At 67.2% G+C, this 13,037-nt stretch carries 15 protein-coding genes; all 15 read left to right on the top strand.

Going from position 1 to position 13,037, the window contains the following annotated elements; translation table 11 throughout:
* Positions 1 to 29: 29 nt before the first annotated feature.
* The 15 genes from RSP45_RS04395 (at position 30) to RSP45_RS04325 (ending at position 13,031) form a co-directional block, all read left to right on the top strand.
* Positions 30 to 512 (top strand): hypothetical protein, encoded by a 483-nt coding sequence (locus RSP45_RS04395; protein ID WP_415393360.1) that lies wholly within the window; start codon positions 30 to 32, stop codon positions 510 to 512.
* Positions 509 to 760 carry a DUF5337 domain-containing protein gene (locus tag RSP45_RS04390; RefSeq protein ID WP_073062517.1) on the top strand — a complete coding sequence of 84 codons (252 nt, stop codon included), beginning with the start codon at positions 509 to 511 and terminating at the stop codon, positions 758 to 760. Before RSP45_RS04395 ends, RSP45_RS04390 begins: the two co-directional genes overlap by 4 nt.
* A gap of 12 nt (positions 761 to 772) precedes the next feature.
* Positions 773 to 2,068, top strand: a complete 1,296-nt coding sequence (gene nuoF, locus RSP45_RS04385) for an NADH-quinone oxidoreductase subunit NuoF (protein ID WP_415393359.1) — start codon at positions 773 to 775, stop codon at positions 2,066 to 2,068.
* Between the two features lie 97 nt (positions 2,069 to 2,165).
* Positions 2,166 to 2,624 (top strand): TM2 domain-containing protein, encoded by a 459-nt coding sequence (locus RSP45_RS04380; RefSeq protein WP_073062510.1) that lies wholly within the window; start codon positions 2,166 to 2,168, stop codon positions 2,622 to 2,624.
* Positions 2,625 to 2,746: 122 nt separating this feature from the next.
* On the top strand, positions 2,747 to 3,172 hold the full coding sequence (locus RSP45_RS04375) for a DUF5333 domain-containing protein (RefSeq protein WP_415393358.1): 426 nt from the start codon (positions 2,747 to 2,749) through the stop codon (positions 3,170 to 3,172).
* A complete protein-coding gene (locus tag RSP45_RS04370; RefSeq protein ID WP_415393357.1) occupies positions 3,169 to 3,405 on the top strand; it encodes a hypothetical protein in 237 nt (78 codons plus the stop codon). The genes RSP45_RS04375 and RSP45_RS04370 overlap by 4 nt, the downstream gene beginning before the upstream one ends.
* Entirely contained in the window at positions 3,402 to 5,432 is a 2,031-nt protein-coding gene (nuoG, locus tag RSP45_RS04365) for an NADH-quinone oxidoreductase subunit NuoG (protein ID WP_415393356.1), read from the top strand. Before RSP45_RS04370 ends, nuoG begins: the two co-directional genes overlap by 4 nt.
* A 5-nt stretch (positions 5,433 to 5,437) precedes the next feature.
* Positions 5,438 to 6,247, top strand: coding sequence for a hypothetical protein (locus RSP45_RS04360; protein WP_415393355.1), 810 nt, complete (start codon positions 5,438 to 5,440; stop codon positions 6,245 to 6,247).
* Between the two features lie 18 nt (positions 6,248 to 6,265).
* A complete protein-coding gene (gene nuoH / locus RSP45_RS04355; protein ID WP_415393354.1) occupies positions 6,266 to 7,318 on the top strand; it encodes an NADH-quinone oxidoreductase subunit NuoH in 1,053 nt (350 codons plus the stop codon).
* A gap of 76 nt (positions 7,319 to 7,394) precedes the next feature.
* Positions 7,395 to 7,886 carry an NADH-quinone oxidoreductase subunit NuoI gene (gene nuoI, locus RSP45_RS04350; protein WP_073062494.1) on the top strand — a complete coding sequence of 164 codons (492 nt, stop codon included), beginning with the start codon at positions 7,395 to 7,397 and terminating at the stop codon, positions 7,884 to 7,886.
* On the top strand, positions 7,883 to 8,290 hold the full coding sequence (locus tag RSP45_RS04345) for a carboxymuconolactone decarboxylase family protein (protein WP_073062491.1): 408 nt from the start codon (positions 7,883 to 7,885) through the stop codon (positions 8,288 to 8,290). The genes nuoI and RSP45_RS04345 overlap by 4 nt, the downstream gene beginning before the upstream one ends.
* Complete coding sequence (locus tag RSP45_RS04340) at positions 8,287 to 8,889, top strand: NADH-quinone oxidoreductase subunit J (protein ID WP_324327695.1); 603 nt, start codon at positions 8,287 to 8,289, stop codon at positions 8,887 to 8,889. Before RSP45_RS04345 ends, RSP45_RS04340 begins: the two co-directional genes overlap by 4 nt.
* A 108-nt stretch (positions 8,890 to 8,997) precedes the next feature.
* Complete coding sequence (gene nuoK, locus RSP45_RS04335) at positions 8,998 to 9,303, top strand: NADH-quinone oxidoreductase subunit NuoK (protein WP_073062485.1); 306 nt, start codon at positions 8,998 to 9,000, stop codon at positions 9,301 to 9,303.
* A gap of 7 nt (positions 9,304 to 9,310) precedes the next feature.
* The gene (nuoL, locus tag RSP45_RS04330) at positions 9,311 to 11,470 is read left to right on the top strand and encodes an NADH-quinone oxidoreductase subunit L (RefSeq protein WP_415393353.1); all 2,160 of its coding nucleotides are present in this window, start codon (positions 9,311 to 9,313) and stop codon (positions 11,468 to 11,470) included.
* A 1-nt stretch (position 11,471) separates the two neighbouring features.
* Positions 11,472 to 13,031: an NADH-quinone oxidoreductase subunit M gene (locus tag RSP45_RS04325; RefSeq protein ID WP_415393352.1), complete on the top strand. Its 1,560-nt coding sequence runs from the start codon at positions 11,472 to 11,474 to the stop codon at positions 13,029 to 13,031.
* Positions 13,032 to 13,037 lie beyond the last annotated feature (6 nt).

The following is a 13,037-nucleotide window of genomic DNA, read 5'->3' as shown; positions in this document are numbered from 1 at the left end:
CCCGAACCCCAGCTGTAAAGGACCCCGCCATGACCAATTGCGCACGGAACTGCTGGATCTTCGCTGCGGTGATGGGGCTGGTCGTGCTGCTGTTCTCGCTGGGCGGGGTCGGCTTCATGGGCGGGCTGTTCCTGGGTTTCGTGACCGCGTGGCTGCTGGGCGGGCTGGGGGTGTTCCTGCTGTGCCAGGGCGCCGAGGCCGATGAGAGCTGGGTCCCGGTCGAAGACGCCCGCGACCCCGACGAGCCGGTGCGGCAGTCGATCCGCCGCGACGGCGGGGCGGCGGCGCAGGTGGCGATCGCGCGGCCGCGGCGCCCGGCCGGGATGGCCGGCGCACCGGCCGAGGCCTCGGTCGGCGGCGGGCAGGCGGTGACGTTTCAGCCGGGCAAGGGCAGCGCCACGAAGGCCAAGCCGGCGCCGCGGCGCAAGGGCGCGCGCGCGCTTGCAGCCGACGGGGATTCGGCGCATGCCCCCGCCGGCGGTGACGCTGCCGGCAGCGGCGGGACGACATGACGGCGCCGCGTCGGCCGCCCGGCCCTGCGCCGGGCCGGGACGACAGCGGCCAGATGCGGCTGGTGGCGCTGGTGATCGCGGGGGCGATGCTGGCGTGGCTGGCGGCGAACTGGGCGGGGCGGCGTTACGGCTGGCCCGCGGAATATGCCTTTCTCGCCGATCTCGCGGCGATCGGGGCGCTGGTCTGGTCGCTGATGGTGACCTGGCGGATCTGGCGGCGGCGCGCTGATGCGCCGCACGAACGATAGGACGACGACGCGATGCTGAGCGATCAGGACCGGATTTTCACGAATCTCTACGGCATGGGTGACCGCAGCCTGCGCGGCGCCCGCGCCCGCGGCCACTGGGACGGCACCGCCGGGATCATCGCCCGCGGCCGCGATGCCATCATCGACGAAATGAAGAAATCCGGCCTGCGCGGCCGGGGCGGCGCGGGGTTCCCCACCGGGATGAAGTGGTCCTTCATGCCCAAGGAAAGCGACGGGCGCCCGTCCTATCTGGTCATCAACGGCGACGAATCCGAGCCCGCGACCTGCAAGGACCGCGAGATCATGCGCCACGATCCGCATACGCTGATCGAGGGGGCGCTGATCGCCGGCTTCGCCATGGGCGCGCATACCGCATACATCTATATCCGCGGCGAGTTCATCCGCGAACGCGAAGCGCTGCAATCCGCCATCGACGAATGTTATGACGCGGGGCTGCTGGGGCGGAACGCGGCAGGCTCGGGCTGGGATTTCGACCTGTTCGTGGCGCATGGCGCCGGCGCCTATATCTGCGGCGAGGAAACCGCGCTGCTGGAAAGCCTCGAGGGCAAAAAGGGGATGCCGCGGATGAAGCCGCCGTTCCCGGCCGGGGCGGGGCTTTACGGCTGCCCGACCACGGTGAACAACGTCGAATCCATCGCGGTGGTGCCGACGATCCTGCGCCGCGGCGCGGAATGGTTCGCGGGCTTCGGCCGCCCGAACAACGCCGGGGTCAAGCTGTTTGGCCTGACCGGCCACATCAACACCCCCTGCGTGGTCGAGGAATCGATGTCGATCCCGATGCGCGAGCTGATCGAGCGTCACGGCGGCGGCATCCGCGGCGGCTGGAAGAACCTCAAGGCGATCATCCCCGGCGGCGCCTCGTGCCCGGTGATCCCGGCGCATCTGTGCGAGGATGCGATCATGGATTTCGACGGGATGCGCGAGCTGCGCTCGTCCTTCGGCACCGCCTGCATGATCGTGATGGATCAGCAGACCGACATCATCAAGGCGATCTGGCGGCTGTCGGCGTTCTTCAAGCATGAAAGCTGCGGCCAGTGCACGCCCTGCCGCGAAGGCACCGGCTGGATGATGCGGGTGATGGAACGGCTGGTCCGCGGCGACGCCGAGGTCGAGGAAATCGACATGCTGCTGGACGTGACCAAGCAGGTCGAGGGCCACACGATCTGCGCGCTGGGTGACGCCTCGGCCTGGCCGATCCAGGGGCTGATCCGCCATTTCCGCGAGGAGATCGAGGACCGCATCAAGGCCAAGCGCACCGGCCGCATGGGCGCCATGGCGGCCGAGTGACCGCTTTTCCCGCATATCCCGCCGCTGCGGCGGCCGCGGCGCCCGCCGCCCGCGTCCCCACCGGGGCGCGTGTCGCTGCCTGCGCAGGGGTTGCGGCATGAAAGGGCAGATCCTGCATATCGACCCGCGCACCGGCGAGGGGGTCGTCACCGGCGCCGACGGGCGGCGCTATGCGTTCGCGGCCGAGGACCTGCTGGGCAGCGGCCAGATCGCGCGGCCCGGCGTCGCGGTGGATTTCCAGCCCCGCGGCGAGCGCGCGGCCGAGATCTATCCCGACCCCGGCGCCCCGCAGCCTGCCCGCCACTACGGCAAAAGCCGCATGGTCGCGGGGCTGCTGGCGCTGTTCTTCGGCTCGGTCGGGGCGCATAAGTTCTATCTGGGCTACAACCGCGCCGGGCTGATCATGCTGGCGGTCACCGCGCTGGGGTGGCTGCTGTTCTTCATCCCCTCGGGGGTGGTCTGGCTGATCGCCTTTGTCGAAGGGGTGATCTATCTGACCCGCACCGACGAGCAGTTCCACGACACCTACGAGCTGGGCGAAAGGGACTGGTTCTGATGCGCGGCGCGGTGGTCCAGCGCGGCTTTCGGCGGCGCGCTCACGCGGGGTTGACCCATTCGTGCGGCCGCCGGGCGCCGCGGCGGGCCTATGTTGCAACTCTGTGCAACAAGGATATCGCCATGACCCGCAAGATCACCGCCCCCCTGAAACCCCTGGCCGCCGCAGCGCTGGCGCTTGCCGCGCTGAGCGGCCCGGCACTCGCGCTCGAGCCGCTGGCGCAGGAACGCTATATCAACGACCGGCTGATCGCGGCGCGGATCGCCGACCGCATCCGGCGCGAATGCCCGACGATCAACGGGCGGCTGATCTACGCCTATGGCCAGGCGCGCGCGCTGGAACGCTATGCGCTGGACAAGGGCTATTCCCGCGCCCAGGTCGACGCGTTTCTGGACAGCAAGGAAGAGCGCAAGCGCATCTATGCCGTGGCCGAGGACTACATGGCCCGCAACGGCGTCACCAAGGGCGATCCGCAAAGCTTCTGCCGGCTGGGGATGCAGGAAATCGCCAACCGGACGGTGACCGGCTCGCTGCTGGTGGCGAAATGAAGCGGGCGGTGCGCTGGATCGGGCTGGGGATCACCGCGGCCGCGGCGGCGACGATGCTGCTGGCGGACCTCGCGCTGGCGGCGCCCGCGCAGGCCCGTGGCGCCACGACATTCATTCCCGCGGAAACCCGCGGCGCGATGACATTTATCATTGCCGGACCCGGCGACGGGGCCGAATATCCGCACAAGTCCATGGCCCCGTCGGGCCAAGGCACAGGCAAGGCAGTCAGATGAGCAACCTTCGCACCATCAAGATCGACGACCGGCTGGTTGATGTCGACCCGAACCTGACGCTGCTTCAGGCTTGCGAACAGGCGGGGATCGAAATCCCGCGGTTCTGCTACCACGAGCGGCTGTCGATCGCGGGCAACTGCCGGATGTGTCTGGTCGAGGTGGTGGGCGGGCCGCCCAAGCCCGCGGCGTCCTGCGCGATGCAGGTCAAGGACCTGCGCCCGGGGCCCGAGGGCGCGCCCTCGGAAATCCGCACCAACAGCCCCATGGTCCGCAAGGCCCGCGAAGGGGTGATGGAGTTCCTGCTGATCAACCACCCGCTGGACTGCCCGATCTGCGACCAGGGCGGGGAATGCGACCTGCAGGACCAGGCGATGGCCTATGGCGTCGATTTCTCGCGCTTCCGCGAGCCCAAGCGCGCGCTCGAGGATCTGGACCTCGGCCCGCTGGTCGAGACGCACATGACCCGCTGCATCCACTGCACCCGCTGCGTGCGCTTCATCGACGAGGTGGCGGGGGTGCCGCAGATGGGCCAGACCGGCCGCGGCGAGGACGAGGAAATCACCACCTATCTGGGCGCCTCGCTGGACACCAACCTGCAGGGCAACATCATCGACCTGTGCCCGGTGGGGGCGCTGGTCAACAAGCCCTATTCCTTCACCGCCCGCCCGTGGGAACTGCGCAAGACCGAATCGATCGACGTGATGGACGCGCTGGGGTCGGCGATCCGCATCGACACCAAGGGCCGCGAGGTCATGCGCATCCTGCCGCGCAACAACGACGACGTGAACGAGGAATGGATTTCCGACAAGACCCGTTTCGTCTGGGACGGGCTGCGCCGGCAGCGGCTGGACAAGCCCTATATCCGTGAAAACGGCCGGCTGCGCCCGGCGGGCTGGGACGAGGCGCTGAACGCCGCCGCCGCCGCGATGAAGGGGCGCCGCGTTGCCGGGCTGGTCGGCGATCTTGCCCCGGTCGAGGCCGCCTTCGCGCTCAAGCAGCTGGTCGAGGGGCTGGGCGGCGCGGTCGAGTGCCGCACCGACGGCGCGCGGCTGCCGGCGGGCAACCGCTCGGGCTATGTCGGCACCGCCACCATCGCCGACATCGACGATGCCAAGCGCATCCTGCTGATCGGCACCAACCCGCGCGACGAGGCGCCGGTGCTGAACGCGCGCATCCGCAAGGCCTGGATCAACGGCGCGCAGGTCGCGCTGCTGGGGCAGGCGGTGGACCTGACCTACGACTACCACCACCTGGGCACCGACCGCGAGGCGCTCTCGGGGCTGCTCGACGAGGATCTGGCCAATACCGAGGGCACGCCCGGCATCGTCATCATCGGCCAGGGCGCGCTGCGCGAGGCTGACGGCGCCGCCGTTCTGGGCCACGCCATGCGCGTCTGCGAGCTGGGCGACTGCAAGCTGCTGGTGCTGCACAGCGCCGCGGCCCGCGTCGGCGCCATGGACGTGGGCGCGGTGACCGAGGGCGGGCTGACCGCCGCCATCGAAGGGGCCGAGGTGATCTACAGCCTGGGCGCCGACGAGGTCGAGATCGCCCCGCGCGACCAGGGCGGGCCCTTCGTGATCTATCAGGGCAGCCACGGCGACCGCGGCGCCCATCGCGCCGACCTGATCCTGCCCGCCGCCTGCTACACCGAGGAAAACGGCATCTTCGTCAACACCGAGGGCCGGCCGCAGCTGGCGATGCGCGCCAATTTCGCGCCGGGCGAGGCCAAGGAGAACTGGGCGATCCTGCGGGCGCTGTCGGCCGAGCTGGGCCGCACCCAGCCCTGGGACAGCCTGCCCGAGCTGCGCCGCGCGGTGTTCGAGGCGGTGCCGCATCTGGCCGAGATCGACATGGTCCCGGAAAACGACTGGCAGCCGCTTGAACCCGGGCCGCTGGGCCGCGCCAGCTTCCGCAACGCGATTGCGGATTTCTACCTGACCAACCCGATCGCGCGGTCCTCGCCGATCATGGCCGAACTGTCGGCGATGGCGGCGGCACGCCGCAACCCGGCGCTGGCGGCGGAGTAGGCGGGATGCGTGTCGCGGTCACTGCGCTGATCGCCGCGGCGGGGCTGGGCCTCGGGCTGGCCGGCTGCGCGCCGACGGGCGCGAACAAGGGTGCGATGGGACTGGCGGCGCCGCCCCCGGCCAAGCCGGCCGAGGTGGGCGTGCGCATCGTCGACCGCAGCGCCGCGGGCACCAGGCTGACGCGGGCGCGGGTCTCGACCAAATCGGGCGAGATCCTGATTCTGGAACCCGACGGCTCGACCTCGCAGGTGGCGCTGGACAGCCCGCAGGGCCGCGACGTGTTCGAGGTAACCGAGGACGAGCTGGCGGCGCTGGCCGACAACCTGGGGCTGAACCTGTCGCCCGCCGACATCGCCAATTTCCGCGTCGTCGCGCCGCAGTTGCGGCGGATGCCCACCGCGCAGGAACGCGCGCTCGCGGAGTTCGCCGCGCGCACCCGCCCGGCGCTGCCCGAGTTTCCGGCCGGATTCACCGCCGATCCCGAGGATTTCATCGCCGTCCGCGTGGACCGGCTGCAGCCCGGGGCAAATCAGCGCACCTCGGGCGACGAGCTGGTCGAGGTGACCGCGAATCTCAAGGCAGGGGTGGACGCCGATGTGGCCTTCGCCTATGCAACCTGCGCGCTGGCGGGCTGGGCAAACGGCAATGGCAAGGGCTATGGACGGCATATCCGCACCGTGCAGAACAAGCGCAACGGCAAGCTGCTGCTGGGCGCGGTATTCACATTGTCCGACACGCAGCCGATGGGGCTGCGGGTCATGGAAACCGATGATACCTTGCGCGTGTGCAAGGACCGCGGCATTCCCGCGGCATGACTAGGGGAAACCGAAAGCATGGCTGATTTCCTGGCATCCCCCATCGGGCATTTCCTGATCCTGCTGCTGCAGGGGCTGGCGATCATCGCCTTCGTGATGCTGTCTCTGGTGTATCTGGTCTATGGCGACCGCAAGATCTGGGCCGCCGTGCAGATGCGGCGCGGCCCGAACGTGGTCGGCCCCTGGGGCTTGCTGCAGACCTTTGCCGATGCGCTGAAATATCTGGTCAAGGAAATCGTGGTGCCCGCGGGCGCCGACAAGTTCGTGTTCTTCCTGGCCCCGTTCCTGTCGATGACGCTGGCGCTGGTCGGGTTCGTGGTGATCCCCTTCGCGCCGGGCTGGGTGATGTCGAACCTCAACATCGGCATCCTGTTCGTGCTCGCCGTCTCCTCGCTCGAGGTCTACGGGGTGATCATGGGCGGCTGGGCCTCGAACTCGAAATACCCGTTCCTCGCCTCGCTGCGCTCGGCCGCGCAGATGGTCTCCTACGAGGTCTCGCTGGGGCTGATCATCATCGCGGTGATCATCTCGGCCGGCACCATGAACCTGTCGGGCATCGTCTACAGCCAGCAGGGCGCCTACGGGATGCTGAACTGGTACTGGCTGCCGCATCTGCCGATGCTGGTGCTGTTCTTCGTCAGCGCGCTGGCGGAAACCAACCGCCCGCCCTTCGACCTGGCCGAGGCGGAATCGGAACTGGTCGCCGGCCACATGGTCGAATATTCCTCGACCCCCTATCTGCTGTACATGGCCGGCGAATATATCGCGATCTGGCTGATGTGCGCGCTGATCTCGCTGCTGTTCTTCGGCGGCTGGCTGTCGCCCATCCCCGGCATTCCCGACGGCGCGCTGTGGATGTTCGCCAAGATGGTGTTCTGGTTCTGGATGTTCGCGATGGTCAAGGCGATCGTGCCGCGCTACCGCTACGACCAGCTGATGCGCGTGGGCTGGAAGGTGTTCCTGCCGCTGTCGCTGGGCTGGGTGGTGCTGATCGCATTCCTTGCGCGCTATGACGTGCTGGGCGGGTTCTGGGCACGCTGGGACCAGATCGCCCCGGCCGTGGGGGGCTGAGCCATGGTTCGTGCAACCGCTGACAATCCGGGCCGACGCGCCCTGCCGGTGACTTCTGCAAGGGAGGCGCGCTGAAATGGCCCTCGATCTCGTCCGCGCGACGAAATATTTCCTGATGTGGGACTTCATCAAGGGCTTCGGCCTGGGGGTCCGCTACTTCTTCGGTCCCAAGGAAACCATCAACTATCCGCATGAAAAAGGGCCGCTGTCGCCCCGGTTCCGCGGCGAACACGCGCTGCGCCGCTATCCCAACGGCGAGGAACGCTGCATCGCCTGCAAATTGTGCGAGGCGATCTGCCCCGCGCAGGCGATCACCATCGACGCCGAGCCGCGCGAGGACGGCTCGCGCCGCACCACGCGCTATGACATCGACATGACCAAATGCATCTATTGCGGCTTCTGCCAGGAAGCCTGCCCGGTCGATGCCATCGTCGAGGGGCCGAACTTCGAGTTCGCCACCGAGACGCGCGAGGAACTGTTCTACGACAAGGCCAAGCTGCTTGCCAACGGCGAGCGCTGGGAGGCCGAGATCGCCCGCAACATCCAGCTCGACGCGCCCTACAGATGAGCGACGGTTTCACCAGATTGTTCCAGCAGATGCTCCAGTCCGGGCAGGAGATGGCGCGCGCCTTCAACCCGGCGCTGGAAAGCCTCGATCCGCGAGCGATGGAAAAGCTGATCCCCACCATGTCCGCCGACATGATGGAGATGTGGTTCGGCAAGACCTTCAACCGCGAGGGGCTGGACGCCAAGACCCGGTTGCTGTTGACCATCGCCGCGCTGACCGTGCAGGGCGCGCTGGCCGAGCCGCAGCTGCGGCTGGCCGTGCGCCACGCCCGCGCCGCCGGTGCCAGCCAGCGCGAGATCGCGGAAACCATCTGGCAGATGAGCGTATTCGGCGGCCTGCCCGCCATGCAGAAGGCGCTGGAACTGGCGCAATCGGTCTTTGCCGAGGAGGACACCCCCGAATGATGGTATTCGCCTTCTATCTGTTCGCGATCTCGGTGCTGACGGCCGGGTTCATGGTGGTGATCTCGCGCAACCCGGTGCATTCGGTGCTGTGGCTGATCCTGTCCTTCGTGTCGGCCTCGGGGCTGTTCATCCTGCAGGGGGCGGAATTCGTCGCGCTGCTGCTGGTGATCGTCTATGTCGGCGCGGTGGCGGTGCTGTTCCTGTTCGTCGTGATGATGCTGGACGTGGATTTCGCCGCGCTCAAGGGCGAGATGGCGCGCTATCTGCCGCTGGGGCTGATGATCGCGCTGGTGATGATGGCGCAGCTGGGCATCGTGTTCGGCATGTGGGAATCCGCGCCGACGGCCGAGGCCGCCCGGGTGGCGCCGATCCTGGCCGATGTGCAGAACACCCACGCGCTGGGGGATGTGCTTTACGACCGCTATCTGCTGCCGTTCCAGCTGTCGGGGCTGATCCTGCTGGTGGCAATGATCGGGGCGATCCTGCTGACGCTGCGCCACCGCCGCGACATCAAGCGCCAGGACGTGCTGCAGCAGATGTGGCGCGACCCGGCCAAGGCGATGCGGATGACCAACCCCAAGCCGGGGCAGGGGCTGTAACCAACCCCGCCCCCGCCGCCAGGGCGGGGCGCGAGATACAAGGAACGGGGCGCCGCCGCGGCGTCCGACACGAACAACCGGGCCACGAACCCGAGAGGGACGAAGCGAATGATCGGACTGACACATTACCTGGTCGTGGGGGCGATCCTCTTCGTCACCGGCGTGTTCGGCATCTTCGTGAACCGCAAGAACGTCATCGTCATCCTGATGTCGATCGAGCTGATCCTGCTGTCGGTCAACATCAACTTCGTCGCCTTTTCGGCGCATCTGGGCGATCTGGCCGGGCAGGTGTTCACCATGTTCGTGCTGACCGTCGCCGCGGCCGAGGCGGCGATCGGCCTGTCCATCCTGGTGGTGTTCTTCCGCAACCGCGGCACCATCGAGGTCGAAGACGTCAACGTGATGAAGGGCTGAGGCGGTCATGGAACAGTTCATTCTCCTCGCTCCTCTTGCCGCGTCGGTGATCGCCGGGTTCCTCTGGCGGGTGATTTCCGAAAAAGGCGCGCAATACCTGACCACCGGGGTGCTGTTCGTCTGCGCGGCGCTCAGCTGGATGGTGTTCCTGAACTTCGACGGGGTGCCGCGGCAGATCCCGATGATGGACTGGATCGTCTCGGGCGATTTCGCGGCGCAATGGACCATCCGGCTGGACCGGCTGACCGCGATCATGCTGATCGTGGTCACCACGGTGTCGGCATTGGTGCACATGTATTCGCTGGGCTACATGGCCCATGACGACAACTGGTCCGGGGACGAGCCCTATCGCGCCCGCTTCTTCGCCTATCTGTCGTTCTTTACCTTTGCCATGCTGGCGCTGGTGACCGCCGACAACCTGCTGCAGATGTTCTTCGGGTGGGAGGGCGTGGGCCTCGCGTCCTATCTGCTGATCGGCTTCTACTACAAGAAACCCAGCGCCAATGCCGCCGCGATGAAGGCGTTCGTGGTCAACCGGGTCGGAGATTTCGGCTTTCTGCTGGGGATCTTCGGGATCTGGTGGCTGACCGGCTCGATCCGCTTTGATGACATCTTCGCGCAGGTGCCGATGATCGCGCAGACCGAGGTGCCGTTCCTGTGGACGACCTGGAACGCCGCGAACCTGCTGGCGGTGCTGCTGTTCATCGGCGCGATGGGGAAATCGGCGCAGCTTGGCCTGCACACCTGGCTGCCCGACGCGATGGAAGGCCCGACCCCGGTATCCGCCCTGATCCACGCCGCCACCATGGTGACCGCAGGGGTGTTCCTGGTCTGCCGGATGTCGCCGCTGTATGAATTCGCGCCCGAGGCCAAGAACTTCATCGTTCTGGTCGGCGCCGCCACCGCGTTCTTTGCCGCGACCGTGGGTCTGGTGCAGAACGACATCAAGCGGGTGATCGCCTATTCGACCTGTTCGCAGCTGGGCTACATGTTCGTCGCGGCGGGGTCGGGGGTCTATTCGGTGGCGATGTTCCACCTGTTCACCCACGCCTTCTTCAAGGCGATGCTGTTCCTGGGCGCCGGTTCGGTCATCCACGCGATGCACCACGAACAGGACATGCGCAATTACGGCGGGCTGCGGAAGAAGATCCCCTATACCTTCTGGGCGATGCTGATCGGCACGTTGGCGATCACCGGCGTCGGCATCCCGCTGACCACCATCGGCTTTGCCGGCTATCTGTCCAAGGATGCGGTGATCGAAAGCGCCTTTGCCTCGGGTCACTCCTACGCCTTCTGGCTGCTGGTGATCGCGGCCTGTTTCACCAGCTTCTATTCCTGGCGGCTGATGTTTCTGACCTTCTGGGGCGCGCCGCGCCCGCAGCGGGCCTGGGACACCGAGACCGAGGAAGAAGTGCAGCCGGGTTCCCCCGCCGCCGCCGAGGCGCATGAGCATCACGACCCGATGCACGCCCACGACCACGCGCATGAAAGCCCCGGCGTGATGCTGGTGCCGCTGGGCGTGCTGGCGGTGGGCGCGGTGTTTGCGGGCATGATCTGGTATGCGCCGTTCTTTGGCGACCACGACCGGGTGACGCAGTTCTTCCACATGCCGCATGTCGAGGCGGTTGCCGTCGAGGCCGGCGCCGAAACCGAGGCTGGTGCAGGTGACGAGATCGCCACCGCCGCGGCCCCGGTCGCCGTGGCCGACGCAGGCACCGTGGGCGGCGCGATCTACATGCACCCCGACAACCACGTCATGGACGAGGCGCACCACGCGCCCGCCTGGGTCAAGGTCTCGCCCTTTGTCGCGATGCTGCTGGGGCTGCTGGTCGCCTGGGCCATGTATATCCGCAATCCGGCGCTGCCGGCGCGGATGGCCGAGGTGCAGCGCCCGCTGTATCGCTTCCTGCTGAACAAGTGGTATTTCGACGAGCTTTACGACTGGATCTTCGTGCGTCCGACGCGGCTTCTGGGCCGGGTGCTGTGGAAGGGCGGCGACGGGCGCGGCATCGACGGCGCCATCAACGGCGTCGCGATGGGGCTGATCCCGCGCCTGACCCGCTTTGCCGGGCGGGTGCAGTCGGGATATCTTTTCCACTATGCCTTCGGCATGGTCCTGGGCCTGCTGGGCCTGCTGATCTGGGTGATGGCGCGGGGCATGAACTGAGATGACGACCTATCCGCTTCTTTCGATCATCACCTTCCTGCCGATCGTCGCGGCGCTGATCCTCGCGCTGTTCCTGCGGGGCGAGGACGTCGCCGCCGGGCGCAATGCCAAGTGGCTGGCGCTGGTTGCCACCGTCGCGACCTTTGCGGTGTCGCTGGTGGTGCTGGTCGGGTTCGACCCGCAGAACACCGGCTTTCAGTTCGTCGAGGACCAGCCCTGGGTGATGGGGCTGCGCTACAAGCTGGGCGTGGACGGGATCTCGATCCTGTTCGTGATGCTGACCACTTTCCTGATGCCGCTGGTGATCCTGTCCACCTGGCAGGTGACCGACCGGGTCAAGGACTACATGATCGCCTTTCTGGTGCTGGAAGGGCTGATGATCGGCGTTTTCGTCGCGCTGGACCTGGTGCTGTTCTACCTGTTCTTCGAGGCCGGGCTGATCCCGATGTTCCTGCTGATCGGGATCTGGGGCGGCAAGGACCGCATCTACGCGGCGTTCAAGTTCTTTCTGTATACCTTCCTCGGCTCGGTGCTGATGCTGGTCGCGATGATCGCCATGTGGCGCATGGCGGGCACCACCGACATCCCGACGCTGCTGGGCTTTGATTTCCCGGCCGAGCCGATGGCGGTGCTGGGCATCCGTATCGGCACCGGGGTGCAGATGCTGCTGTTCTTGGCGTTCCTTGCGTCCTTTGCGGTCAAGCTGCCGATGTGGCCGGTCCACACCTGGCTGCCCGACGCGCACGTGCAGGCGCCGACTGCGGCCTCGGTCCTGCTGGCGGCAGTGCTGTTGAAGATGGGCGGCTACGGCTTCCTGCGCTTCAGCCTGCCGATGTTCCCCGAGGCGTCATACGCGGCGCAGCCCTATATCTTCTGGCTGTCGGCGATCGCCATCGTCTACACCAGCCTTGTGGCGCTGGCGCAGTCCGACATGAAAAAGCTGATCGCTTATTCCTCGGTCGCGCATATGGGCTATGTCACGCTGGGCATCTTTGCCGCCAACCATCAGGGGGTGGACGGAGCCATTTTCCAGATGCTGTCGCACGGCTTCATCTCGGGGGCGCTGTTCCTGCTGGTGGGCGTGATCTACGACCGGATGCACACGCGCGAAATCGACGCCTATGGCGGGCTGGTGAACCGGATGCCGGCCTATGCGCTGGTGTTCATGTTCTTCACCATGGCCAACGTCGGGCTGCCCGGCACCTCGGGCTTCGTGGGCGAGTTCCTGACCCTGCTGGCGGCGTTCAAGGTCAACACCTGGGCGGCGGTCGTGGCGACCTCGGGGGTGATCCTGTCGGCCTCTTACGCGCTGTGGCTCTATCGCCGCATCACGCTGGGGGCGCTGGTCAAGGAAAGCCTGGCCGGGATTTCCGACATGAGCGCGCGCGAGCGCTGGATCTTTGCGCCGCTGATCGCGATGACGCTGCTGCTGGGCGTCTATCCGCGGGTGGTGACCGACATCACCGGCCCGTCGGTGGCCGCGTTGCTGAACAATTACCACGCCAGCCTGTCTGCCGAGGCCGCGACCGAGTTCGCCGCCCTGCCGGCCGACGGCAACTGAGAGGCC

Origin of the sequence: Paracoccus sp. SJTW-4 (assembly GCF_047716885.1) — a bacterium.
GTDB classification, from domain to species: domain Bacteria; phylum Pseudomonadota; class Alphaproteobacteria; order Rhodobacterales; family Rhodobacteraceae; genus Paracoccus; species Paracoccus solventivorans.
Note: the sequence above shows the minus strand (reverse complement) of the source record. Positions and strands in the feature narration are given on the sequence as shown.